22 protein-coding genes, 1 other RNA gene and 1 other annotated feature are annotated in these 26,393 nt (G+C 37.2%); of the genes, 18 read left to right on the forward strand and 5 right to left on the reverse strand.

Annotated elements, in window-relative coordinates; translation table 11 throughout:
• The first annotated feature begins 56 nt into the window (after positions 1-56).
• The 9 genes from tgt to dtd all read left to right on the forward strand — a co-directional run bounded on the left by tgt (position 57) and on the right by dtd (position 10,662).
• A complete protein-coding gene (gene tgt, locus HCB45_RS03805) occupies positions 57-1,196 on the forward strand; it encodes a tRNA guanosine(34) transglycosylase Tgt (RefSeq protein WP_185618894.1) in 1,140 nt (379 codons plus the stop codon).
• A gap of 33 nt (positions 1,197-1,229) precedes the next feature.
• Positions 1,230-1,562 (forward strand): preprotein translocase subunit YajC, encoded by a 333-nt coding sequence (yajC, locus tag HCB45_RS03810; RefSeq protein WP_185318847.1) that lies wholly within the window; start codon positions 1,230-1,232, stop codon positions 1,560-1,562.
• Between the two features lie 141 nt (positions 1,563-1,703).
• The gene (locus HCB45_RS03815; RefSeq protein ID WP_185318846.1) at positions 1,704-1,997 is read left to right on the forward strand and encodes a post-transcriptional regulator; all 294 of its coding nucleotides are present in this window, start codon (positions 1,704-1,706) and stop codon (positions 1,995-1,997) included.
• A gap of 100 nt (positions 1,998-2,097) precedes the next feature.
• Entirely contained in the window at positions 2,098-4,362 is a 2,265-nt protein-coding gene (gene secDF, locus HCB45_RS03820) for a protein translocase subunit SecDF (protein ID WP_185318845.1), read from the forward strand.
• Positions 4,363-4,457: 95 nt separating this feature from the next.
• Positions 4,458-4,802 (forward strand): LapA family protein, encoded by a 345-nt coding sequence (locus tag HCB45_RS03825; protein WP_185318844.1) that lies wholly within the window; start codon positions 4,458-4,460, stop codon positions 4,800-4,802.
• A 104-nt stretch (positions 4,803-4,906) separates the two neighbouring features.
• The gene (recJ, locus tag HCB45_RS03830) at positions 4,907-7,258 is read left to right on the forward strand and encodes a single-stranded-DNA-specific exonuclease RecJ (protein ID WP_185618898.1); all 2,352 of its coding nucleotides are present in this window, start codon (positions 4,907-4,909) and stop codon (positions 7,256-7,258) included.
• Positions 7,248-7,769 carry an adenine phosphoribosyltransferase gene (locus HCB45_RS03835; protein WP_003723528.1) on the forward strand — a complete coding sequence of 174 codons (522 nt, stop codon included), beginning with the start codon at positions 7,248-7,250 and terminating at the stop codon, positions 7,767-7,769. The genes recJ and HCB45_RS03835 overlap by 11 nt, the downstream gene beginning before the upstream one ends.
• Positions 7,770-7,977: 208 nt before the next feature.
• On the forward strand, positions 7,978-10,194 hold the full coding sequence (locus HCB45_RS03840) for a RelA/SpoT family protein (protein WP_003762388.1): 2,217 nt from the start codon (positions 7,978-7,980) through the stop codon (positions 10,192-10,194).
• Positions 10,195-10,209: 15 nt separating this feature from the next.
• A complete protein-coding gene (dtd, locus tag HCB45_RS03845; protein ID WP_185318842.1) occupies positions 10,210-10,662 on the forward strand; it encodes a D-aminoacyl-tRNA deacylase in 453 nt (150 codons plus the stop codon).
• A gap of 48 nt (positions 10,663-10,710) precedes the next feature.
• On the opposite strand, the gene HCB45_RS03850 is transcribed toward dtd, so the two are convergent.
• Positions 10,711-11,994 carry an N-acetylmuramoyl-L-alanine amidase family protein gene (locus HCB45_RS03850; protein WP_185318841.1) on the reverse strand — a complete coding sequence of 428 codons (1,284 nt, stop codon included), beginning with the start codon at positions 11,992-11,994 and terminating at the stop codon, positions 10,711-10,713.
• Positions 11,995-12,153: 159 nt separating this feature from the next.
• Positions 12,154-12,381 (forward strand) — a binding site (T-box leader).
• A 54-nt stretch (positions 12,382-12,435) separates the two neighbouring features.
• On the opposite strand from HCB45_RS03850, the gene hisS reads away from it, so the two are divergent.
• On the forward strand, positions 12,436-13,713 hold the full coding sequence (hisS, locus tag HCB45_RS03855; RefSeq protein WP_185318840.1) for a histidine--tRNA ligase: 1,278 nt from the start codon (positions 12,436-12,438) through the stop codon (positions 13,711-13,713).
• A gap of 1 nt (position 13,714) precedes the next feature.
• Positions 13,715-15,490 carry an aspartate--tRNA ligase gene (gene aspS, locus HCB45_RS03860; RefSeq protein WP_185318839.1) on the forward strand — a complete coding sequence of 592 codons (1,776 nt, stop codon included), beginning with the start codon at positions 13,715-13,717 and terminating at the stop codon, positions 15,488-15,490.
• 35 nt (positions 15,491-15,525) lie between these two features.
• Here aspS and HCB45_RS03865 read toward each other — a convergent pair whose 3' ends face one another.
• From HCB45_RS03865 to cymR, 4 genes are all read right to left on the reverse strand, one after another.
• Positions 15,526-15,906 carry a hypothetical protein gene (locus HCB45_RS03865; protein WP_185318838.1) on the reverse strand — a complete coding sequence of 127 codons (381 nt, stop codon included), beginning with the start codon at positions 15,904-15,906 and terminating at the stop codon, positions 15,526-15,528.
• Positions 15,907-16,055: 149 nt separating this feature from the next.
• Positions 16,056-16,421, reverse strand: a complete 366-nt coding sequence (locus tag HCB45_RS03870) for a P-II family nitrogen regulator (RefSeq protein ID WP_185318837.1) — start codon at positions 16,419-16,421, stop codon at positions 16,056-16,058.
• A gap of 13 nt (positions 16,422-16,434) precedes the next feature.
• Complete coding sequence (locus HCB45_RS03875) at positions 16,435-17,640, reverse strand: ammonium transporter (RefSeq protein ID WP_185318836.1); 1,206 nt, start codon at positions 17,638-17,640, stop codon at positions 16,435-16,437.
• Between the two features lie 243 nt (positions 17,641-17,883).
• Positions 17,884-18,306, reverse strand: a complete 423-nt coding sequence (gene cymR / locus HCB45_RS03880; RefSeq protein WP_185318835.1) for a cysteine metabolism transcriptional regulator CymR — start codon at positions 18,304-18,306, stop codon at positions 17,884-17,886.
• 149 nt (positions 18,307-18,455) lie between these two features.
• Here cymR and HCB45_RS03885 point away from each other — a divergent pair, with 149 nt between their 5' ends.
• The 7 genes from HCB45_RS03885 (at position 18,456) to recD2 (ending at position 26,365) form a co-directional block, all read left to right on the forward strand.
• The gene (locus tag HCB45_RS03885) at positions 18,456-19,739 is read left to right on the forward strand and encodes a replication-associated recombination protein A (protein WP_003766983.1); all 1,284 of its coding nucleotides are present in this window, start codon (positions 18,456-18,458) and stop codon (positions 19,737-19,739) included.
• Positions 19,740-19,809: 70 nt separating this feature from the next.
• Positions 19,810-20,005: non-coding RNA, 6S RNA (gene ssrS / locus HCB45_RS03890), on the forward strand.
• Positions 20,006-20,121: 116 nt separating this feature from the next.
• Complete coding sequence (locus HCB45_RS03895) at positions 20,122-21,270, forward strand: cysteine desulfurase family protein (protein WP_185618901.1); 1,149 nt, start codon at positions 20,122-20,124, stop codon at positions 21,268-21,270.
• An 18-nt stretch (positions 21,271-21,288) separates the two neighbouring features.
• Complete coding sequence (gene mnmA, locus HCB45_RS03900; protein ID WP_185618904.1) at positions 21,289-22,404, forward strand: tRNA 2-thiouridine(34) synthase MnmA; 1,116 nt, start codon at positions 21,289-21,291, stop codon at positions 22,402-22,404.
• Positions 22,405-22,521: 117 nt separating this feature from the next.
• Complete coding sequence (locus tag HCB45_RS03905) at positions 22,522-23,262, forward strand: alpha/beta hydrolase (protein WP_185618907.1); 741 nt, start codon at positions 22,522-22,524, stop codon at positions 23,260-23,262.
• Positions 23,263-23,305: 43 nt separating this feature from the next.
• The gene (locus HCB45_RS03910; protein ID WP_185618985.1) at positions 23,306-23,944 is read left to right on the forward strand and encodes a tetratricopeptide repeat protein; all 639 of its coding nucleotides are present in this window, start codon (positions 23,306-23,308) and stop codon (positions 23,942-23,944) included.
• A gap of 24 nt (positions 23,945-23,968) precedes the next feature.
• Positions 23,969-26,365, forward strand: a complete 2,397-nt coding sequence (gene recD2 / locus HCB45_RS03915) for an SF1B family DNA helicase RecD2 (RefSeq protein ID WP_185618912.1) — start codon at positions 23,969-23,971, stop codon at positions 26,363-26,365.
• Positions 26,366-26,393 lie beyond the last annotated feature (28 nt).

Raw genomic sequence — 26,393 nt, forward strand, 5'->3', positions numbered from 1 at the left:
TTCATTAGTAATTTTCGTTATGCTAGTGAATAGAGTAAATTAGAAAGAGGTAACACATGTCTGCCATTCGTTATGAACTAATTAAAACAGATAAACAAACAGGTGCTCGTCTCGGTAAAATTCATACACCACACGGCACATTTGATACACCAATGTTTATGCCAGTTGGTACACTTGCAACGGTAAAAACAATGTCGCCCGAAGAATTAAAAGCGATGGGCGCAGGTATTATTTTAAGTAACACCTATCATTTATGGTTACGTCCCGGAGAAGAACTTATTCGAGAAGCGGGCGGGCTACATAAGTTTATGAACTGGGATCAACCAATCTTAACGGATTCAGGCGGTTTTCAGGTGTTTAGTTTGAGTAAAATGCGTGATATTAAAGAAGAGGGCGTTCATTTCCGTAACCATTTAAACGGAGACAAACTTTTCTTATCACCAGAAAAAGCAATCCAAATTCAAAATGCGCTTGGATCGGATATTATGATGAGTTTTGATGAATGTCCCCCGTACCCAGCGTCTCATGAATATATGAAAAAATCAGTAGAAAGAACATCACGCTGGGCTGAACGTGGCTTAAAAGCGCACCTTAGACCAGAAGACCAAGGTTTGTTTGGTATCGTTCAAGGTGGAGCTTACGAAGACTTACGAGCTCAAAGTGCTAAAGATTTAGTATCTCTAGACTTCCCTGGATACTCCATTGGTGGATTGTCTGTTGGTGAACCAAAAGATGTCATGAACCGAGTTTTGGAACACACTACACCACTATTACCAGCTAATAAACCACGTTATCTAATGGGCGTAGGTTCGCCTGACTCATTAATTGATGGCGTAATTCGAGGAGTGGACATGTTTGACTGTGTTCTTCCCACACGTATTGCACGAAACGGTACTTGTATGACATCTAGTGGTCGATTAGTTATTAAAAATGCTAAGTTTACCCATGATTTCCATCCAATTGATGAAAATTGTGATTGTTATACATGTAAAAATTACTCGCGTGCATACATTAGACACTTGATTCGTTGTGAAGAAACATTTGGAATTAGACTTACAACTTATCATAATCTTCATTTTCTGTTAAACTTAATGAAGCAGGTTCGTTCCGCTATTATGGAAGATCGACTTGCTGATTTTAGGGAAGAATTTTTTGAGCAATATGGATTCAATCGTCCTGATGCAAAAAATTTCTAAATATATATAAAGTATCGAAAGGAGTTGGAAAATATGGGTGGCGGTATTGTAACATTTATACCAATTATCTTGATGATTGTTTTGTTCTATTTCTTACTAATCAGACCTCAGCAAAAACGTCAAAAAGAAGTACAAAATATGCAAAGCAGTTTAGCTAAAGGTGATAAAATTATTACTATTGGTGGACTTCACGGTGTTGTAGAAGCAATTGAAGATGGCACAGTCATTTTAAAATGCGGAAACAGCAAATTAACTTTTGACCGTAATGCAGTAAGAACTGTACTTGAAAAAGGTAATACAGTTTCTAATCCAGTTGTAGCAGAAACAACTTCTGATGACACTGAAGTAGTAGAAGACAACAAATAATACTTGAAATAAAAATGCCATTTCCCTTTAAACGGTGGAGTGGCATTTTTTAAACACAAAAAATAGAGCTTATACTTTCCATTTAAGCTTTTTTTAGATAAAATGGGAATATGCTTATTGTTTAAGAAAGGGGATGACTTGATGACGGATACATTTTCGGCTTGGTATGAGGATTTAGAACCGGCAATTTTAATTAAAGTGGAAGATTTTCATATTCTAGGCTACCGAGAAATCAAGGCTAGTCACATTTGGGCTTTTTTAACAGAGGAAAAGTGGAAGAATAACCCAGCCCCAGCATTGCATGAACGAATAAATGATGTCATGCAAATGAAAATTGGACAATTAATGCAGTTTATTATGACAACAGCTGAACAAGAATCTAATAACCATGTTTCTCAAGCAGATAGCATGCTTCAACCAAATGTGGAAGATTAACAGCCTGTTAGCAAATGCTTGCTTTTCGTACATAAGATAGAAGTATTTGTTGTTAGACTGGGATTTGTTATGGTTTAGATGAGGGAGGAACGAAACAGAAATGGTAAAAAAGAGTAAGATAGTTATTTTCTTTCTAGTAGTTGCAATTATTTTTGGTGCTGTATTTGGTACCGCAAAAATGGTTATGCAAAATATTAATCTTGGCTTAGATCTTCAAGGGGGATTTGAAGTTCTATATGAAGTGTCTCCAGCTAATGGTAAAGGAACTGTTTCTAAGCAAACATTAACAGATACAGTGACTTCACTTGATAAACGGGTCAATTCATTAGGTGTTGCAGAACCAAGTATTCAAATCGAAGGAAATAACCGCATTCGTGTTCAACTTGCTGGGGTAACTGACCAAGCAGAAGCACGAAAAATGTTATCAACTACTGCCCAATTATCATTTAGAGATGCTAATGACAAAATGATGATGAATGGTAGTGACTTAGTTGCAGGCGGTGCTAAACAAGCTTTTGATTCGAGCAATAATCCAATTGTTACTTTAAAACTAAAAAGCGCAGATAAATTTGCTAGCGTAACAAAAACTATTCTAGCAGAAGCACCTGACAATCAATTAGTTATTTGGTTAGACTGGAAAGAAGGACAAAAATACAAAACAGAACGTGAAAAGAAAAATCCAGCTTACTTATCTGCACCAAATGTAAGTAGCGTATTAGATACAGATAAAGTAGAAATTTCTGGGAGTTTCACAACAGAAGAAGCAAAAGATTTAGCTGAATTGCTTAACTCTGGTGCACTTCCTGTGAAAATGACTGAAGTTTACTCTACCTCTGTTGGTGCGCAGTTTGGTCAAGATGCATTACAAGAAACAATTTTAGCTGGAATTATTGGTGTTATCGCTATCTTTATTTTCATGATGGCTGTTTACCGTTTACCAGGTGTTATTGCTTCTATCACACTAGTTGCATACACTTATTTAGTACTATTAATATTAAGTCTGCTTAACGCAACACTTACTTTACCAGGGATTGCAGGTTTGATTCTGGGGATAGGTATGGCTGTTGACGCGAACGTAATAACCTACGAGCGAATAAAAGAAGAGATTAAGGTTGGTAGATCGACGAAAGCTGCTTTTGAGGTCGGTGGTAAAGAAGCATTTCGTGCGATTTTAGACGGTAACTTGACGACACTTATCGTTGCCGCCGTGCTCTTCTACTTTGGAACAAGTTCCATTAAAGGTTTTGCTACAGTATTGATTATTAGTATTTTAGTCAGCTTCTTGACAGCTGTATGGGGATCAAGATTCTTATTAGGATTACTCGTGAAAAGTAATTGGCTTAATAACAAACCAGGTTTCTTTGCGGTTAAACGAAAAGATATCCATAACTTACATGAAGGCATTAATAGCTTTAGCTTAAAAACACACTTTGACCGTTTTGACTTTGTAAAACATCATCGTCTGTTCTTATCCATTTTTGCAGCAATTGTCATTGTCGGTATCGTTATTCTCTCCATATTTAGATTGAACTTAGGTATTGACTTTGCCAGTGGGACACGAGCGGAAGTAACTGCTAATCAAACACTGACAGAAACGCAAATTAAGAAAGATTTAGATGCGATTGATATGCCATCGGATGATATTGTTTTCCAAGGTTCAGGGTCTAAAACAGCCGTTGTTTCTTATAAAGGAACATTATCCCAAAATGACGTAGCCAAATTTAAAAATTACTTTGATGACAAATATAAGCACGAACCAAGCATTAGTACCGTTTCACCAACTGTTGGGAAAGAACTTGCCAAAAACGGCTTCTGGGCACTCGGTGTGGCTTCTGTGCTGATTGTACTGTATATTGCAGTCCGGTTTGAATTTTATATGGGTATTGCGGCGATTCTGTCCTTACTATTCGACGCATTTATCATCTTTATCTTCTTTAGTGTAACAAGGCTGGAGGTTGATTTAACCTTTATCGCCGCGGTTCTGACGGTTATCGGTTATTCCATAAATGATACGATAGTCACCGCCGACCGGATACGGGATATTAGCATGAAGATGCAACGATTTAAGACGAAAGAAGAAATTGCAGATGCAGTTAACAAAGCGTTGCGACAAACCTTCACTCGTTCTATTAATACAATCCTAACCGTTATCTTTACTGTACTTGCACTCGTATTATTTGGTAGTGAATCTATTCTTAACTTCTCCATCGCTTTACTAGTTGGACTTGTTTCCAGTGTATTCTCCTCCATCTTTATGGCAATGCAATTATGGTACGTATTTAAAGCAAGACAATTACGTAAAAAAGGACCGATTAGCACAGTCAAAAAGAAAAAACCACGTAATAATGGACAACCTGTAGTTTAAAAAGAATAGCCGGATTTCATAAATTGAAATTCGGCTGTTTTTAATAGACGTGAAACGGGTAAATAATAAGATAATTGTTACAAGGAGGAGAGAGAATGAAAGAAAACAAAGTTCAATGGCAAGTAATTGTGGGGATTATTTTAGCACTTATTATTGCGATATTTGCAGTTATTAATGTAGACCCAGTAGAGGTTAACTTTTTATTTGCTCAAGCTGAGTGGCCGTTAATTTTAATTATTATAGGTTCTGTACTAGTTGGTTGTTTAATTATCTTTTTCTTAAACATTGCCAAATCACGTGGCATGAAGAAAAAAGTAAAACAATTAACTGCTGAAAAAACAGAGCTAGAACGTCAATTAGCAGCTGCAAAATCGATGAAAACACATTCATCTAATGTAGAAAAACGCGATACTGAAAATACAGTAGAGCCAATTAAATAATAAAGAAGACGCTAACTTACTTAGTTAGCGTTTTTGTTTGGAAGATTCCTCTTGGTTTTTCTAGCAATTTTAGATATAATAGGAAGGTTGAGAGGTGGGGTAAAGTGATTCATTCAAAATACGTATGGAATATCGAGGAAGCAAGCGACGAGAGAGCTAGCCAACTAGCCGAACAATTAAAAATCTCGCTTCCACTTGCAAAATTACTTTGGAAAAGAAAAATTACAACGCAAGGACAATTCGATAAATTTTTCCACCCAGAGAAATATGAAAGTTACGACCCATTTTTATTTGCTGAAATGGATCTAGCTGTTGCTCGGATTAAACAAGCAATTGACTCAAATGAACAGATTTTAGTCTACGGAGATTATGATGCTGATGGAGTGACAAGTATTGCTGTTTTAATGAAGACACTACGACATTTGGGAGCAAATGCCGAATTTTATATTCCAAATCGTTTTACAGAAGGATATGGGCCGAATATTGATGCATTTAATATGGCGAAAAGTCAAGGCGTCGATTTAATTATCACGGTGGATAATGGGATTGCTGCACTAGAAGTTATGACGCATGCGAAGGAAATCGGGCTAGATGTCATTGTAACGGATCACCATGAACCACGTGAAGTTATGCCAGAAGCTATTGCCGTTATTCATCCAAAACATCCTAAATCTGCGTATCCATTTGAGGAGCTCGCTGGAGTCGGCGTTGCTTATAAATTATCTCATGCTCTTCTTGGCGAGGAACCAAAAGAACTACTTGATTTGGTCGCAGTTGGAACAGTGGCGGATTTAGTTTCGTTAACTGATGAAAATCGCCTTTTAGTTCAATTAGGCTTACGTCAATTACGTGAGAATGCTAACTTAGGTCTTGCGGTACTAGCAAAAAAAGCAAGTTTGAAATTAGAAGAAGCTACAGAAGAAACGATCGGTTTTGGACTTGCGCCGCGACTTAATGCTGTCGGTCGTCTTGGCCCAGCTGATCCTGCCGCTGATTTACTTTTAACAGAAGACGAAGAAGAGGCATTATTTCTAGCTGAAGAAATAGATGATGCAAATAAAGAACGTAAACAAGTTGTTGTAGATGTGACGAAATTAGCGATAGCTGCAATTGAGGCAAAAGAATCTCTTGGAAATGTTATAGTCGTCTCCGGAGAAGGTTGGAATACTGGTATATTAGGAATTGTAGCTTCCAAATTAGTTAGTATTTATTCTCGACCTGCTATTGTACTTGGAATTGATCCTGTAACAGGTATAGCAAAAGGTTCTGGGCGCAGTGTAGAGGCTTTTCACTTGTACAAAGCGCTAGATAAACATAGAGTATTAATGACTGCTTTTGGTGGGCATCCAATGGCAGCAGGACTTACTTTACCAGCAGAAAACTTAGCTGAACTTGAAAACAAGCTACAAGAGGATGCTAATCACCTATCTGATGAAGATTTTCGACCTGCTTTAAAAATAGAAGAAAAAATAAATCTTGCTGATATCTCTGTTTCTTTTATAGCACAAGTAGAGAAATTAGCACCTTTTGGAATGGATAATCCAAAACCAATTTTCCTATTAGAAAAGATGAATTTAAAAGGAACCAAAAGAATTGGGGCGGATAAAACCCATCTAAAAACGATGCTTGCAAATGAAGATAGTGATGCAAGTTTAGATGCTATTGGCTTTGGTGTTGGCGATTTAGTAGAGAAAATATCTCCTCATGCAGCAGTAGATGTTGTCGGGGAGCTTTCCATCAATGAATGGAATAATATTAAAAAGCCACAACTTCGCATGATAGATATTCACATACCGCACTGGCAGCTTTTTGATGTGCGAAATAAAGCCGAATGGTCTAGAATTTTACAAGAACAAAATGAGCAGCGACTTTTTGTTTGTTTTGAAGAAAGAACGGTTACAACTCTCGCAGAACAAAAATATATATTGGTCGATGAAACGAAAGGTTTTACAGCAGATTTTCAAACTGAGGAATTAGTTTTTGCTGATATGCCGGCGAAAGTAGAGTTAATAGAAGAAATTGTGCGCGAAACAAAACCAGAGCGAATCTTTGTTCATTTTGATGCTTCTGAAGGTAATCAAATCCCAGCAATACCCGACCGGGGAGCATTTGCTGAGCTATATAGTTTAATAAAAAAATTCCAACCATTTCCAATCGAAAAATATACCCCAAGGCTTATACAAAAGTTTGGCTGGAACAAAGAACAAATAGATTTCATGTCAAAGGTGTTTTTTGATTTAGAATTTGCTAAAATGGATAGTGGTCAGATTATTATTAACCAAGTTGTTGAAAAACGTAATTTGGACGAATCCTTAGTTTATCAACAAAAAGTAGAAGAAATAACTACTAGAAAAAAACTGTTATACTCCAATTATACTGAGCTTCATAGTTGGATAAAATCAATGATGGAAACATCAATTTACCCGAATGCGGAGGAACTAGAAAATGGAAATTAAAGATTTACAAGATTACGTAGCGATTGTGAACGATTGGCCGAAAAAAGGGATTGTTTTTAAAGACATTACGCCACTTATGAATGACGGAGAAGCATATCGTTTTGCTACGGATAAAATTGTGGAGTACGCAAAAGAATTAAAAATCGATATAATTGTTGGTCCAGAAGCACGTGGCTTTATTATTGGCTGTCCTGTTGCTTATGCGCTAGGAATTGGATTTGCTCCAGTCCGTAAACCAGGTAAACTTCCACGTGAAACGATTGAAATGGAGTATGATTTAGAATATGGTACTAATAAATTATCCATGCATAGCGATGCCATTAAACCTGGTCAACGCGTTTTAATTACAGATGATTTATTAGCAACTGGTGGAACTATTGAAGCTACCATCAAACTAGTAGAAGAATTAGGTGGTATTGTTGCTGGTTGTGCTTTCCTAATCGAACTAAAAGAACTTGAAGGACATAAAAAATTAAATGGTTACGATCGTTTAATTTTGATGAAATTATAAAAAACAAACTACTCCTGATATTTTAGGAGTAGTTTTTTCATAAAAAATCTTTAAACCACTAGAAAATGTGGAAAAACAAGGAAAAGTACTTTATAAACAAACAAGTGACATGCTATAATGTAATACAAGAATCTTTTTTAAGAACACTCAGTTATTGGGTGTTTTTAAGTTGGATATAGATGACATAGAAATAAGAGGGTGAATGTAAATGGCGAAAGAACAAAATCTGACAGCTGAGCAAGTCATTGATATGGCTTCTCATTATATGAATCAGGAACATCTTGCGCTTGTGAAAAAAGCGTATGAATTTGCGCGCGATTCTCATAAAGAACAATTTCGTAAATCAGGTGAGCCGTATATTATTCATCCAATTCAAGTTGCTGGCATTTTAGTAGAGCTGAAAATGGATCCATCGACTGTTGCTTCAGGATTTTTACATGATGTCGTAGAAGATACTCCCGTTACACTAGCTGACTTAGAAGAAGTTTTTGGGGAAGAAGTTGCCATGCTAGTGGATGGCGTTACAAAATTAGGTAAAATTAAATATAAATCGCATGAAGAGCAACAAGCTGAAAATCACCGAAAAATGTTTATTGCAATGGCGCAAGATATTCGAGTCATTTTAATAAAGCTTGCCGATCGATTACACAATATGCGTACTTTAAAACATCTACCAGTTGAGAAGCAACGAAGAATTGCGAATGAAACCTTAGAAATATTTGCTCCACTGGCGCATCGTTTAGGGATTTCACGAGTTAAATGGGAATTAGAAGATACTGCGTTACGTTACTTAAATCCACAACAATATTACCGCATTGTTCATTTAATGAAACAAAAAAGAGATGCCAGAGAGCGCTATTTACATGATGTTATAGACGGGGTAAATGAAAATTTAGACGAATTAAACATTCAAGCTGATATCTCTGGAAGACCAAAGCATATCTATTCTATTTACCGAAAAATGTCGGAGCAAAATAAGCAATTTAATGAAATTTATGATTTGCTTGCGGTCCGTATTGTTGTTAGTAGTATTAAAGATTGTTATGCTGTGCTTGGGATTATTCATACGCGCTGGAAACCAATGCCAGGCCGTTTTAAAGACTATATTGCAATGCCTAAATCTAATATGTATCAATCCATTCATACGACAGTAATTGGACCTCAAGGCGAACCGCTTGAAGTGCAAATCAGGACCCATGAAATGCATCAAATCGCTGAATACGGTGTCGCTGCTCACTGGGCATATAAAGAAGGAAAAGTTGTTAATTCAAAAACTTCTTTTGATAACAAGCTTACTTGGTTCCGCGAAATTTTAGAATATCAAAACGAATCGGATAACGCTGAAGAGTTCATGGAAAGCTTAAAACTCGATTTATTTTCTGATGTTGTTTATGTTTTCACACCAAAAGGGGATGTATATGAGTTACCAAATGGCTCTGTTCCACTTGATTTTGCTTACCGCGTCCATACCGAAATCGGAAACAAAACGATTGGTGCAAAAATAAACGGAAAAATTGTTACATTAGATTATAAATTAAAAACAGGCGATATTATTGATATTTTAACGTCTAAACATTCCTACGGACCAAGCCGCGACTGGTTAAAATTAGTTCAAACATCGCAAGCTCGCAATAAAATCAAGCAATTTTTCAAACGACAAGCAAAAGAAGAAAACGTTGAAAAAGGCCGAGATTTAGTTGAAAAAGAAATTAGACAACTTGGGTTTGAACCGAAAAAAATTATGGTCACTGAAAATCTTCGCAAGTTAGCTGATAAGTTGAACTTTTCTCATGAAGATGATCTTTTTGCAGCGGTTGGTTATAATGGCATAACTGCTTTGCAAGTTGCTAATCGTTTAACAGAAAAACTGCGGAAAGAGCGAGAACTTGAAGCTGAAACGGAAAAACTATTAACACAAGCAGAGAATAAACCGTCTAATTCAGATGCTAATAATGAGAAGCTGAAGATTAAACATAATGCTGGTGTTGTAGTTCAAGGGGTAGGAAACTTATTAATTCGTCTTTCTAGATGCTGTAATCCAGTACCTGGTGATGATATTGTAGGTTATATTACAAAAGGTCGTGGTATTTCCATCCACCGTCAAGACTGCCCGAACGTTCAAGCGATTGAACCAGAACGTTTAATTGAAGTAGACTGGGAAGATACAGATTCGCAAGCAAAAAATGATTATAATGTTGATATTGAAATTTACGGTTATAATCGTAACGGCTTGCTAAATGATATTCTTCAAGTTATTAACAGCTTGACGTCCAATATTAATGGAGTCAATGCCAAAGTAGACAATAATAAAATGGCAACCCTTGTTGTCACACTACAAATTCATAATATTAATCATTTACAGCGAGTTGTGGATAAGATAAAACAAATTCCAGATGTTTATACAGTTAGAAGATTAATGAATTAAAGGAGTGGAAAAGAAGTGCGTGTGCTACTACAAAGATGTTATGAAGCTTCCGTCAGTGTGGAAGGGGAAATTATTAGTGAAATTGCTGGAGGTCTATGTCTATTAGTTGGGTTTACTCATACTGATAATGAAGAAACAGTAGAATACATGGCGAAAAAAATTATTGGGTTACGAGTTTTTGAAGATGAATCAGAGAAAATGAATATTTCTTTAGCCGAACGTGGTGGCGCAATTCTCAGCGTTTCACAATTCACCTTATATGCGGATGTTAGTAGAGGCAAACGCCCAAGCTTTACAAAATCTGCTCCTGGAGAAAAGGCGGAAGGGTTGTACAACTTATTTAATAACAAACTTTCCGATGCAGGATTTATAGTTGAAACTGGTGTGTTTGGTGCATTTATGGACGTGAAAATTGTCAATAATGGCCCAGTTACTATTATGCTAGACTCTGAAGAAATGCGAAAATAAAAAAAGCGATCATTCTAGTGATATTTCATCACTGGAATGATTGCTTTTTTAGTTAGAAAAGTAATTAGATAATCCATCAGTTACTGAATCAGCAATTTGGCTTCTATAAGATGCTGAATTAATGTTTCTTTCGTCTTTTGCAGAACTTAAGTAACCAAGTTCTAGAAGGACAGCTGGTTGAGAATTTTCTCTTACTACATAATAATCGCCAACTCTTGAGCCGCGGTTAGTAGTAGGAAGATTATTTCCAAGCGTAGTATTAATACTTTCAGCGAGCGATTTATCACTATTATCATAATAATAAGTAGTTTGACCGCTAACACCTTTGCTACTATCTTCTAAACTATCAAAATGAAGACTAATAAAAACGTCTGCGTTATTTTTTGCTGCTATATTAGTCCGAGATTTTAAGGAAACATATTTATCACTGTTTCTAGTTAAAATTACTTTAGCGCCTCTTGATTCTAATTTTTCTTTTAGTTTTTTGGCTGTTTTTAAAGTCATTTCTTTTTCTACTGTACCATTTGCGCCTTTTGCTCCTGGATCATTGCCACCATGACCGGGGTCAATAACAATAGTTGCTTCGGATAATTTAGTTGTTTTACTTCGTGGGCTGGAAGTTTGACCTTTGTCGGACACATCTACTACCCAGTTAGCCACATAACCTTCTTCGCCACTTGTGGTGCGGATTTTATACCAATCACCTTGAACCCCTTGAATAGCAAAACCTTGGCCAGAATTGGCTTTTTCAATAACGGCTCCATCTCGTCCTGGTTTATTTCTTATGTTTGTGGAGTCATCTCGAATCGTTACGGTTTGAAGTTCACTTTCATCTACTTTAGTTACAGATTCGCGTATAGTTAAGTACTGAGAACTAACCCATGCACTTTTACCGTTATACTGAATTTGCGCCCAGCCATTTTGTTGGCTTGTTACAGTTACTTGATCACCATTATTTAGTAATCCAAGTGATGTACTTGAAGTACTAGGCTTTTCACGTACATTTAGTCCACCATCAGAGGAGACAATAGCGACACTATTACTTGCAGCGCTGACATCTGTATTTTCTACTAGCCAGCTCGCAACCCAACCACTATTTCCGTTATCTAATTGAACTTTGTACCATTGATTTTCTTCACCAACTACCCGGAGTACTTCATTTTTTCTGGCTTGGCTTGTTACATCATAAGCTAAACCAGGACCGCTGCGGACATTTAAGACTTCTGCTTTTACGATGACGGAATTTGCATTCGCCATTGCAATGGTTGTAAAAATACCTGCTGCAATCAATAAAATGGAGACAACGGTGATAAAAATGAATTTATTCTTCATTTAAAGCTAACACCACCCATATACTCATAAACTTTTATCTGACAGTAAAATGTTACCATAAAATGCGCTTTCATGGAACTAGAAAGTGAGTATTTATAAAAAAACTGACAAAATGTTGACTTTTGAGTGTGTTTTTAGTAATCTTAGAATAATTCATATTTAAAACTAGCGACAGAGAAAAGTAAGAAAATCCATGCTATACAGAGAATTTATCCCATTTGGCTGAAAGGATAAAGATAGTCACATTTTCCGAAAAGACACTCTCGAGGTTTCTTGTTGAAAACAGTAAACAAGAACGTATTCAGGCGTTAACTGACTTAAGTGAGGACTTATTAATAGTTCTAATTAGGGTGGTACCACGGGTGTAAATAAACTCTCGTCCCTTGTTTTTATAACAAGTGACGGGGGTTTTTCTTTATATTTTTAAGGAGGGGTATGGTGATGGATTTGCAATTACCAAGAGGGACACGAGATATTTTGCCAGAAGAAGTTAGTAAATGGCATTTTTTAGAATCGGTATTTAAAAAAGTTTGTGAAAATTATCAATACGAAGAAATTAGGACGCCTGTTTTTGAACATACGGAGTTATTTGAACGAGGCGTGGGCGATTCAACAGATATCGTATCTAAAGAAATGTATACTTTTGAAGATAAAGGTGGTAGAAGCCTTACTTTAAGACCAGAGGGGACTGCTTCCGTCGTTCGTGCTTTTGTTGAACATAAATTATACGGCGAAGTTAGCCAACCGATTAAAATGTACTACAATGAGCCAATGTTCCGTTATGAACGCCCACAAGGCGGAAGACAACGCCAATTTACTCAAATGGGAATCGAAGCACTTGGTAGTGACGATCCTTCCATTGATGTAGAAGTTATCTCGCTTGCAATGGAGTTCTTCAGGAAAATTGGTTTAACTAATATTAAACTAGTCATTAATAGCCTTGGTGACAAAGAAAGTCGTTTAAAACACCGAGAAGCACTAGTTGCGCATTTTGAACCACATATTGATGAATTTTGTGCAGAATGTCAGGTACGATTACACAAAAATCCACTTCGCATCTTAGATTGTAAAAAAGATCATGATAATCCGCTTATTCAAACAGCACCATCTATTTTGGATTTTTTAAACGAAGAATCAGTTGCATATTTTGAAAATGTTAAAAAATACCTAACTGCATTAGAAATTCCGTTTGAAATTGATCCAACAATGGTTCGTGGTTTAGATTATTATAATCATACAACGTTTGAAATTATGAGTGTGGAAGAAGGATTTGGAGCGAAAACAACACTTTGCGGTGGTGGTAGGTATCATGGTTTAGTCAAAGAATTCGGTGGACCTGATACACCAGGGATTGGTTTTGGAATTGGCGTAGAACGAATTTTACTTGCCTTAGAAAAAGCCGAAATCAATATTCCAGAAACAAAACCGTTAGAAGTATATGTAATTACTGCACAGCCAGAAGCTGAATTAAAAGCAGTGACACTTGTAAATAAATTAAGACAAAATGGAATTAGTGCAGAAAAAGATTATTTAAAACGAAAATTAAAAGCACAATTAAAAGATGCCAATAGAAAGAAAGCAATATATACCGTAATTCTAGGTGAAGAAGAGTTACAAACAGGTAATTATCAATTAAAAAATATGGAAACAGGCGAACAAGAAGCCGTTTCGGAAACAACTATTATCGAAAAACTAACAAACACCAAGGAGGAGAAATAAAATGGAAAAACGTACAAGTTACTGCGGTGAATTAAATGAAACACATATTGGTCAAAGTGTTATCCTTCATGGTTGGGTGCAAAAACGTCGCGACTTAGGTGGACTTATTTTCATTGATTTGCGCGACCGAGAAGGAATTGTCCAAGTGGTTTTCAATCCTGAATTTTCAAAAGAAGCATTGGAAATTGCAGATAGCGTTAGAAATGAATTTGTTGTTACTATCAAAGGGAAAGTTCATGCTCGCGGGGAAAAAGCGATTAATGATAAGTTAGCAACAGGTAAAGTAGAAGTTTTAGCAGAAGAAATTACTATTTTAAATACCTCTAAAACACCACCATTTTACATTGAAGACGGCGTGAATGTTTCTGATGAACTTCGCCTAAAATATCGCTACTTAGACTTGCGTCGCCCAGAAATGAATAATATTTTCAAAATGCGCCATACAGTAACAAGAACTTTCCGAAACAAACTAGATGCACTTGGTTTCTTTGATATTGAAACACCTTATTTAACGAAAAGCACGCCAGAAGGAGCGCGTGATTATCTAGTACCAAGTCGTGTATACCCAGGTAATTTCTATGCACTACCACAATCTCCGCAAATTTTGAAACAGTTATTAATGACTGCCGGTTTTGATAAATATTATCAAATTGTACGTTGTTTCCGAGATGAAGACTTGCGCGGTGACCGTCAACCAGAATTCACACAAATCGATTTAGAAACAAGCTTTTTAACAAAAGAAGAGATTCAAGCGATTACAGAAGATATGCTAGTGGATGTTGTTAAAGAAGCGAAAAACATTACGATTGAAAAACCATTCCCACGCATGACTTATAAAGAAGCAATGGATCGTTTTGGTAGCGATAAACCAGATATTCGTTTCGGCTTAGAATTACAAAACGTTTCAGAAGTCGTAAAAGATGTCGATTTTAAAGTATTCCAATCAGCTATTGAAAACGGTGGCGAAGTAAAAGCGATTAATGCAAAAGCTGCTGCAACTAATTTCTCTCGTAAAGATTTAGATGCATTAGGCGTTTTTGTTGCTAATTACGGTGCAAAAGGGCTAGCCTGGCTAAAAGTTGAAGCTGGTGAATTAAAAGGACCAATTGCTAAATTCTTCCCGGAAGATAAAGCAGCAGAACTACAAGCAGCACTTCAAGCTGAAGATGGTGATTTATTGCTATTTGCAGCAGATAAAGCGGATATAGTTGCAGCATCGCTTGGAGCGCTTCGTAATAAGTTAGGGAAAGACTTAGATTTAATTAATGAAGATGAACTTGCTTTCCTTTGGGTAACAGATTGGCCGCTCTTTGAGTATGACGAAGAAGCAGGGCGTTATGTATCGGCGCATCATCCATTCACTTTACCAAAAGAAGAAGATATTCCACTTCTTGAAACAGATTCTTCCAAAGTAATGGCAGAAGCATATGATATCGTATTAAATGGATATGAAATTGGCGGTGGTTCGCTTCGTATTTATAAAAAAGAAGTACAAGAATCGATGTTCCGCGCGCTTGGTTTCACGGATGAATCAGCAAAAGAACAATTTGGTTTCCTGATGGATGCATTAGAGTATGGTACGCCACCTCATGGAGGTATCGCACTTGGCTTAGATCGTATTGTTATGATCTTGGCAGGTCGTAACAACTTGCGTGATACTATCGCGTTCCCTAAAACAGGAAGTGCAGTAGATCCACTAACAAATGCACCAGGTGAAGTTAGTGTAGCACAGTTAGCAGAACTAAAACTAGAAACAGTAAAAAAAGAAACTAACTAAAAAAGAAGCTGAGTGTCCGCGCTCAGCTTCTTTTTTTAAAAATCATCACTTAATTCTTGAATACTTTCGACGTGCACTTTATTAACTAATATTCCTTGATTGGAATCATTGGACCAAAATGGGCCATCAAGTTCCTTCGCTTCACTGGAGCTGATTTTCTTTTTATTATAAAAAGTGGCTTCCACATTGTAGCGATTCCCTTTTTCTACTGTATCCCAGCTTTCCTTAGAAAGCGGTAAAGTAATTGATTTGTTTCCAGCACCATCAATTTTGCCGGTGACGGTATTATTTTTATCTTTTTGGTCCACCACAAAGTTAAATGTAACATCTACTTTTGACGAAGCATGTTGATAGAGGTAATAACCGCCAAAAAGTAGTATGGCTGCTAGAAGGGTGAAAATGGGGATTTTACGCATAGGGAATTTCGCGCCTCCTTATCTGTTCTAAACGTTCTTCCTTTTTCATTATAAGTGTAAAAGCTAAGAAGCGGAAGGGGTAAACGCCATTTCTCATTGATTTTTTAGAATAGAGGCCCCATTTTTAATTAATTCACCATTTTAACTATTCATTTTGATGGTTTATCTTGTAATGCGTCGATTCCAGTTTCGCCAGTGCTGATTTTAATGACCTCCGCAAGTGGGTAAATAAATACTTTTCCATCACCTGGCTCCCCAGTTCGCAGTGTTTCTTTAACGACTCGAAGTACATCATCAACAGGCACCGTGGAAACAACGATTTCAATTTTCATTCGTTCATGAATATTGCTTTCTTTTTTTGTACCACGATAAAGTTCGATAAATCCTTTTTCTAAGCCTGTACCAAGTGCTTTTGTGACAGTTAGTCCGCTTACTCCGATTTTTGCAAGTTCTTTTTGAAATAAATTAAAGCGGTTTGGGCGAGTAATGATTTCGATTTTTGTTAATCCAGACATATTGTTGCCTCCTTTATTCTTGATATGCTTTTTCACCATGCAGCGTCAAATCAAGTCCTTTGTATTCTTGTTCTTCATTTACACGAATTGGTAAAAATAGTTTGATAATTACGACGATTATAGCTGTTACTACAGCTACATATGCCACCGTTGAGCCGATTGCAATTAATTGTTTCACTACTAGAGAAGCATTTCCGTAAAATAACCCATCTGCTCCAGCTTCATTTACTTTTGTTGTGGCAAAAAGTCCGGTTGCAATACCACCCCAAATACCTCCGATTCCGTGAAGACCGAACGCATCAAGTGCATCGTCATATTTTACTTTGCCTTTCAACCAGAACACAGCCCAGAAGCAGAGAGCCCCGCCGAGGAAACCGATGATAAGTGAACTTGGAACGGTAACGAATCCAGCAGCAGGAGTAATAGATACTAACCCAGCAATTGCTCCGGAAATGGTCCCTAGCATAGTTGGCTTTTTATTAGTCAACCATTCTACCATTCCCCAGCCGATAATACCTGCAGCAGCTGCCGTATTCGTATTTACAAAAGCTATCATAGCTACATTATCAATTGTAAGGGCGCTACCAACATTAAATCCATACCAACCAAACCAAACTAGAATACCGCCAATAAGTGCAAGTGGTAAATTATGAGGGGAAGCAGAGTCGGCTTCTTTCCTTCGTCCAATCATAATTGCAAGTATTAATCCTGTTACACCGGAACTAATATGGACCACATTCCCGCCGGCGAAATCAAGTGCGCCAAGGTTACGTAACCAACCACCATCACCCCAAACCCAGTGAGCGACAGGGGAATAAACAAGTAAAGACCATAGGATAATGAAAATCAAGTAGGCGGAGAAATTCATTCGTTCTGCAAATGCCCCAGAAATGATGGCAACAGTCAAAATAGCAAAAGTCATTTGGAACATCATAAACAAAATGTGCGGAATTGCATCTGAGTAAGTGTCATTTGCCGCAAAGCCAACATCATGAAGGAAAGTCCAGTCGAAACTGCCGATAAAGCCATTTCCGGGTGCAAAAGCTAACGAGTAGCCAACAATCACCCAAAGAATAGAAATAATTGCCATCGAACTAAAACTATACATTGCTGTACTTAACACGTTTTTGCGGCGAACCATACCGCCATAAAATAATGCAATCCCTGGTGTCATCAACCAAACCAATAAGGTACAAAAGAACATAAATACTGATTCCATACTCGACTCTCCTTTTTGTTAGATAAACTAACATATAATATTTTATTTATGCGTTTATAATACACTATATTCAAATAAAGGCAAGAATATTTTATCAATTCAATAAATTTGGTTAGATTATCTAACATATAGCGTTTTCAATTGGGTCTTTTTTAGATTTATTTCAGAATAATCAGATAAATAAATGGGTTAGTTTCCGCAAAATGGTAGATAAAAAGCCTATTAAAAAATAGGCTTTTTCCATTAAATATAAAACATATAACCATCAGTTAGTTCAGAATCAGTAGAATGTTTTAGTAAGTCAGCAAGAGTAGTTTGATCTAGCACATCGCGGACAGCATTACGCATTCGAGTCCAAAGTTCTCTCTGGGCAGCTTCTTCATCATCCATACTTTCAACGAGTACAATAGGCCCTTCCAGTGTGCGGATAATGTCACCGGCAGTAATTTTTTCAGGATCGCCATTTAATACATATCCACCGTGTGCACCGCGGATGCTTTTGACGATTCCTGCATTACGAAGCGGTCCGATTAATTGTTCTAAATAATGCTCGGATAAATTTTTATCTTGCGCAATACTGCGAAGAGAGATTGGCCCATCACCAATCCTTTTCGCAAGTTCAAGTGTTATTGTTAAGCCATAACGGCCCTTTGTTGTAATTTTCATTTTTATATAACCTCCAGTAATTTCAAAAAACACTTATATCGCATCTATTATATCGGAATTACTGTCAGAAGGCAAAGAAAACAAGTGAGTGAACGTACAGGTGTTCTTATGGTATAATAGAAAGCAAGCAAATAAGAAGGAGCGGTTATATGGCAATTCAACCTTTAGCTTACCGGATGCGCCCGAAAGCGCTAGATGAAATCGTGGGACAAACGCACTTAGTCGGTAAAGATAAAATTATTTATCGGATGGTCAAAGCAAAACAATTATCTTCTATGATATTATATGGACCGCCTGGAATTGGAAAAACCTCGATTGCAAGTGCGATTGCTGGTAGCACCAAATATGCGTTTCGTACGTTAAATGCTGTAACAAATAATAAAAAAGATATGGAAGTAGTAGCAGCCGAGGCGAAAATGAGTGGTACTGTTATTCTTCTATTGGATGAAGTACATCGTTTAGATAAAGCGAAACAGGATTTTTTACTTCCTTTGCTTGAAAGTGGTGCGATTATTTTAATTGGTGCAACGACAAGTAATCCTTATATCGCAATCAATCCTGCAATTCGAAGTAGGACACAAATTTTTGAGTTAAAACCTTTAACGGTAGAAGATATTATGATAACAATGGACCGGGCTCTTCGTGATAAAGAACGTGGACTCGGAAACTATGAAGTGGAAATAGATGAATTTGCGAAAAAACATTTTGCTACAGCGAGTAATGGTGATGTACGTAGTGCTCTTAATGCGCTGGAGCTTGCTGTTATTTCTTCTGAACCAAATGAGGACGGGATTATTCATATTACGCTTGATGTGGCGGAAGAGTGTTTGCAAAAGAAAAGTCTTGCACATGATAAAGACGGCGATGCTCATTACGATGTTTTAAGTGCTTTTCAAAAATCAGTTCGTGGTAGTGATGTTAATGCAGCGCTTCATTATATGGGACGTTTGATTGAAGCGGGGGATTTAGTGAGTATTAGCAGGAGAATGCTTGTTATGGCTTATGAGGACATTGGTCTTGCAAATCCACAAGCTGGAGCGCATACACTTGCTGCAATTCAAACAGCAGAAAAAGTAGGATTTCCTGAGGCACGAATTCCGCTTGCAAATGCTGTTATTGAACTCTGTCTTTCACCGAAGTCAAATTCTGCTATTATGGCAATTGACGCAGCATTAGCTGATATTCGCCAGGGAAATAGCGGCGAAGTACCTGATCATTTACGTGATGGTCATTATTCGGGGGCTAAAAAACTTGGTCGAGCAATTGATTACAAGTATCCGCATAATTACGATAATGCATGGGTGGATCAACAATATTTACCCGATCGGCTCAAAAATAAATTATATTATGACCCGAAATTCACTTCTAAATTCGAGCAAACAATTGCTGGTGTGTACCAAAAAATTAATGAAAATAAAGCAAAAAAAGAATAAAAAAATACCAAACTGAAAAGTCGCTAACATTGAAATTTCGTCTTTCATATGGTATTCTAAGTTAAGAAAAGAAACCCTAATGTATTCGATATAGTTCCTGATATTTTTGAACCGAACAATTTTTTATACCTAGGGAGCTTGGAGTTCCGGCGCGGCGCACATGCCTTCACACGAGGAAGTGCAAACCGTTAGACAGAGCACCCACCTGCTTTAATTGAGAGCGGGTTCAAAGGAAGGGAATCCTAAACGGTACGATTGGGGTTTCTTTTTTTGTATGTAAATAGGAGTTATTCCTCTTTACTTTACAAGAGTATTGCTGTTACAATAAGAAACGATTAACGGCGAAAAGGAATTCGTCACTAAAAAAAGGACGCGATAAAAAATGGAAAACAGAATTTACTTAGACCATGCAGCGACAAGTCCGATTCATCCAGAAGTTATCCAAACGATGCTTGGCGCAATTACTAATACGTACGGCAATCCATCTAGTATTCATTATGCTGGTCGAGAGGCAAGAAAAGCACTTGATGAAGCACGTCATACTATTGCCCAAAGTATTCAAGCTGAAGAAAAAGAGATTATTTTTACTAGTGGCGGTACAGAAGGCGATAACTTGGCTCTTATTGGAACTGCTTTAGCACATAAAGAAAATAGAAAACATATTATCACCTCACAGATTGAACATCATGCTGTTTTAAAAACATGTGAATATCTTGAAACACAAGGTTTTGAAGTCACTTATTTACCAGTAGATGAGCATGGGATAGTGTCTAGTGAGAGCGTGCAAAAAGCTTTACGCCCTGATACAATTCTTGTTTCTATTATGTATGGTAATAATGAAATTGGTACTATTCAGCCGATTGCAGAGATTGGTGCTGTACTTCTTGACCACCAAGCCGTTTTTCATACAGATGCAGTACAAGCTTACGGGCTATTAAATATAAATGTAACAGAACTCGGAGTAGATTTATTAACTACTTCTTCTCATAAAATAAATGGACCACGCGGTGTAGGCTTTTTATACGTCAAAAATGGTACACGTCTTGCATATCAAATGCACGGAGGGGAACAAGAACGAAAACGTCGTGCTGGGACTGAAAACTTAGCAGGTATCTGTGGTCTTAGTGCAGCTTCTACTATTATGACAAATGAACGTGAACTTAAAAATGAGGAATATGTTTCCTTTAAAAAGCGCATGGCGGAAATTTGGCGTGCAGCAGGCTTAGATTTTGAAGTGAACGGTTTAGAAGCGAACACATTACCACATGTTTTTAGCGTGCGTTTCCCAGGAGTTTCTATTGAGCAATTACTGATGAATTTAGACATGGAAGGCATTGCTGTTTCTAGTGGTTCAGCATGTACAGCGGGAACTGTTGATCCTTCTCATGTTTTAGTAGCTCTTTTTGGAGAAAATCATCCGGCAATTCAAGAAACAGTTCGAATTAGCTTCGGGCTAGGAAATCATTTGGAAGAAATAGAGATAGCGGCTACGAAAGTTAGTGAAGTCGTGACGCGTTTAATGAAAATTTAAGAAGGTGAGGAGCGAACTTTGAGTACAAATAATAGTGACATTCGTGTAGTTGTCGGCATGTCAGGCGGAGTAGATTCATCAGTCACTGCTTATATATTAAAAGAACAAGGTTATGATGTTATTGGTATTTTCATGAAAAATTGGGACAATACAGATGAATTTGGTGTTTGTACAGCGACGGAAGACTATGATGATGTCATTCGAGTGGCTAACCAAATCGGCATCCCATATTATGCAGTAAACTTTGAAAAAGAATATTGGGATAAAGTATTTACCTATTTCTTAGACGAATATAAACTTGGGCGTACACCTAACCCAGACGTCATGTGTAACAAAGAAATTAAATTCAAAGCATTTTTGGAACATGCAGAAAGTCTTGGGGCAGATTATGTAGCAACGGGACACTACGCACAAGTGAAAAAAGTAGGCGACGAAATCGAATTGCTTCGTGGAGTCGATAATAATAAAGATCAAACTTATTTTTTAAATCAACTTTCGCAAGATCAACTGAAAAAAGTCATGTTTCCTCTTGGTGGCATGGAAAAAACAGAAGTACGTGAGATTGCAACAAAAGCCGGACTTGCTACTGCTAACAAAAAAGATAGTACAGGGATTTGTTTTATCGGTGAAAGAAACTTTAAGCAATTTTTAAGTGAATATCTTCCGGCACAACCTGGTGACATGAGAACATTGGATGGAGAAGTACTGGGCAAACATGATGGCTTAATGTATTATACTATTGGGCAACGTCATGGTTTAGGTATTGGTGGAGACGGTGAACCTTGGTTTGTTGTTGGTAAAGATTTAAAAGATAATGTTTTATTTGTAGAACAAGGTTTCCATCATGATTCCTTGTACTCAGATTCCTTAATTGCAACAGATATTTCCTTTACTACCAATTCAGAAAAACCAAAAACATTTGAATGCACAGCAAAATTCCGTTACCGCCAAACAGATACAAAAGTAACTGTACACATGCGTGAAAATGGTACAGCAGAAATAGTTTTTGCAGATCCAGTGCGTGCAATTACTCCTGGTCAAGCAGTTGTTTTCTATGATGGTGAGATTTGCTTAGGCGGAGGAACTATTGATACTGTTTGGAAAAATGGTGCAAAGCTAGACTATGTTGGTTAAAATTAGAACCGGAGAATCTTGTTTTCTACGAGACTCCGGTTTTTTCCTGTGCAAATGAGTTATTTTAAAGCATTTTTATGGTAAAATATTAAGCGAAACAAGGAAAAGAGGTCCTTTATGAAAAAGTTAGCGATTTTTGGGAGTGCAATAGCTATATTTTGTCTTCTTATTTGGGGGTATTTTTATTTTAATTCTGAACCATCAAATGTAGCAGAAGAAGCTGCAAACTCAACAAAAACGGTGGATGTGCTTGAGGAAAATGATATACTTGTTTTTACTCCGCGAAAGTCGGATGCAGGAATTAGCGTTATTTTGTATCCAGGAGCCTTTGTGGATGCACTGAGCTATGCGCCACTTGCGAATAAACTAGCTTCGAGCGGTTATAAAACATACATTGCTGAGATGCCTCTTAATTTAGCTGTATTTGGCAAAAATCGTGCGGCTGATATTATTGATGAAGCACCTGATGAAAAGTTTGTCATTGGCGGTCATTCGCTTGGAGGCGTTATGTCTTCCCGATTTGCCCATGAAAACGAGAATGAAATCGAAGGCGTGTTTTTCTTAGCGAGTTATCCTGATAAAAAAGGTTCGCTGAAAAATGCCTCTTTCCCAGCGCTTTCCATAACTGGGACAAAAGATGATGTTTTAAATAAAGATGCTTATGATAAAAATAAAAAATACTTGCCTAAAGATACTACATTTGTGTCTATTGAAGGTGGAAATCATGCGCAATTCGGGTCATACGGAGCTCAGCATGGTGACGGGAAGGCTACTATTAGTGAGGCGGAACAAACTGATCAAGTTTCAAATGCGCTAGTAGCATGGTTAAATACGTCTGTAAAAAACCAAGAAAAATAGAGGAGAATTTAAAATGGATAAAAATCAATTAGGAATCAAACAAATGCAAGAGGGAAATTTAGAAGAAGCAGTTAAACTATTTACGGAAGTAATTGAAGAACATCCTAGTGATCCAGTTGGTTATATTAATTTTGGTAATGTTTTACTATCAATGGATGATTTTGAACGCGCAGAATTATTTTTCAAAAGAGCTCTTGAACTAGATGATACAGTTCCGGCGGCTTATTATAGCCTAGGAAATTTATATTACGAGTTAGAATGTTTTCAAGAAGCAGCGGATAGCTTCCAAAATGCAACAAAACAAGGAATGGAAAACGGCGATTTATTCTTTATGTTAGGAATGAGTTTTGTTCAAATGGAAGAGTTAACGCTAGCTATGCCTTATTTACTTAGAAGTGTCGAATTAAATCCAGAAGATAGTGAAGCGTTATTTCAATATGGTATCGTTCTTGCTCGTAGCGGGTTTTACGAAGATGCGATTAATATGCTTGAAAGAGTACTTCTTATTAAACAAGAAGATCCAGATGCACTTTATAATATCGGAGCTGCTTATCTGGCATGGCAAGGCGACATCGTACTTGCAAAAAATTACTTTGAACGAGCGCTAGCAACTGGAACATCGCATGAACTTGCTGAGAATGCTTTAAATGCTATTCAAGATTTAGAAAACGAAGCGGAATAAACTATAGAAAGGAGGCGGTTTAAGATGGCTGAACAAGAATCTCTCGCGTTATTTAATGATACCCCAGATGAACTTTTCATGAAGGGGACGATGTTGTCTACCATTTTTTATAATGCCGAAAACCTCTTTTCTGTGGTAAGAATTCTAGTAAAAGAGACGAATGCGAATTGGGATGAAAAGGATATTATTGTAACTGGTTTTTTTCCAGCACTTCATGAACAAGAAGTATATACGTTTTACGGGAAAATGCAGGAACATGCTAAATTTGGTCAGCAATTTAAAGCGGACCGATTTCGAAAAGAAATGCCTCAATCTCGCGCTGGATTGATTAACTATCTTTCAGGGGAACTTTTTAAGGGGATTGGTAAAGTAACGGCGGAAAACATTGTCGATACAATTGGCGATGACGCGATTACGAAAATACTATCTGATCCAAGTTTGTTAAATACTGTTCCTAAACTACCTTCTGGAACAGCGGAAAGCTTGCTTGCTTCCCTTAGAGAAAATCAAGGTCTAGAGCATGTGATGGTTGGTTTAAATGAATATGGCTTTGGTCCACAATTGTCTATGAAAATTTTTCAGGTATATAAACAAAATGCAATCGAAGTGCTAGAAAATAATCCTTATAAATTAATTGAAGATGTTAAAGGAATTGGTTTCCAGCGTGCCGATGAGCTTGGGCGTAAGCTTGGACTTGGCGGAAACCATCCAGAACGACTTAGAGCAGGAATTTTATTTATGTTAGATTCCGTTTGTATGCAGCAAGGTCATGTCTATATGGAACAAGAGGTTTTGCTCGGGGAAGTGACTTACCTACTAGAAGAAAGTGAAGGCATTAGGATTGATCAGGCTATTTTACTGCAACAAATAGAAAAGCTTGCAGAAGAACAAAAAATAATTACAGAAAATACGCGTGTCTATATGCCGTCACTTTATTATTCAGAAAGCGGTTTTGCTTACCATGTAAAGCGAATGTTAAAACAAACAGAGTATCAAGAACAATTTCCACAATCCGAGTTTTTATTAGCACTTGGGGAACTAGAAGAACGTATTGGCGTACATTACGGGGATTCTCAACGCGCGGCATTAGAACAAGCATTAATGTCACCAATGCTCGTCCTTACAGGAGGGCCGGGAACAGGGAAAACAACTGTTATTAAAGGAATTGTAGAATTGTATGCCGAGTTAAATGGAGTTAGTCTTGATCCGCATGCCTATAAAGATGGTGCGACTTTTCCAGTATTACTCGCAGCTCCAACAGGGCGTGCAGCTAAACGGATGTCTGAATCCACTGGGCTTCCAGCAATGACAATTCACCGCTTACTTGGAATGAATGGACAAGAACAGATGGATGACGATGCAGAGCGATTAATCGATGGGCGATTGTTAATTGTGGATGAAATGTCAATGGTGGATATTTGGCTTGCGAACCAATTGTTCCGCGCTTTACCTGCTCATATGCAAGTAGTACTCGTTGGCGACCAAGACCAGCTCCCTTCTGTTGGACCAGGTCAAGTATTAAAAGATATTCTAAAGTCAGAACAAATTCCAACTGTCGCGCTTTCAGATATTTATCGGCAAAAAGATGGTTCCTCAATCATTGAAATGGCTCATTATATCAAAGAAGGAATGCTTCCAGCTGATTTTGCGAAAAATAGTGCCGATCGGTCATTTTTCCACTGTACAGTAAATCAAATTGGCGATGTTGTGGAACAAGTAGTGAAAAATGCTAAAAATAAAGGTTTTCGCGCAAAAGATATTCAAGTATTGGCTCCAATGTATCGCGGTCCAGCAGGGATTGATATATTAAATAAAAAACTACAAGAAATCTTTAATCCAAATGACACTGGTCGTCGAAAAGAAGTGCAATTTGGTGAAATTAAGTATCGAGTTCACGACAAAGTATTGCAATTAATTAATCAACCTGAAAAGAATGTATTTAATGGTGATATTGGCGAAATCGTATCGATAATTTACGCCAAAGAAAATACAGAGAAACAAGATTTAATTGTCGTTCAATTTGATCAAACAGAGGTTTCTTATTATCGGCAAGAATTTAATCAATTGACCCATGCTTATTGTTGTTCGATTCATAAAGCACAGGGAAGTGAGTTTCCGATAGTTATTATGCCAATTGTGCGTAGTTACTACCGGATGTTACGTAGAGATTTATTGTATACTGGCGTTACCAGAAGCAAACAATTCCTTATCCTTTGCGGAGAAGAAGAAGCTTTCCGTATGGGAGTAGAGCGTGTAGATGAAAATAAGCGGAATACGACGCTATCGGAACGCTTAATGAGTGAAGATGTAATGCTCGAACAAATGACGAATAAACGAATATTAACTACCGAAAATATTACGGAGATTGATCCGATGATTGGGATGGAAGGGATTACTCCAGAACAATTTATGGCAGGATGAAAAACACCCACTCGCAAGTGGGTGTTTT

Source organism: Listeria farberi (assembly GCF_014229245.1).
Lineage (GTDB): Bacteria > Bacillota > Bacilli > Lactobacillales > Listeriaceae > Listeria > Listeria farberi.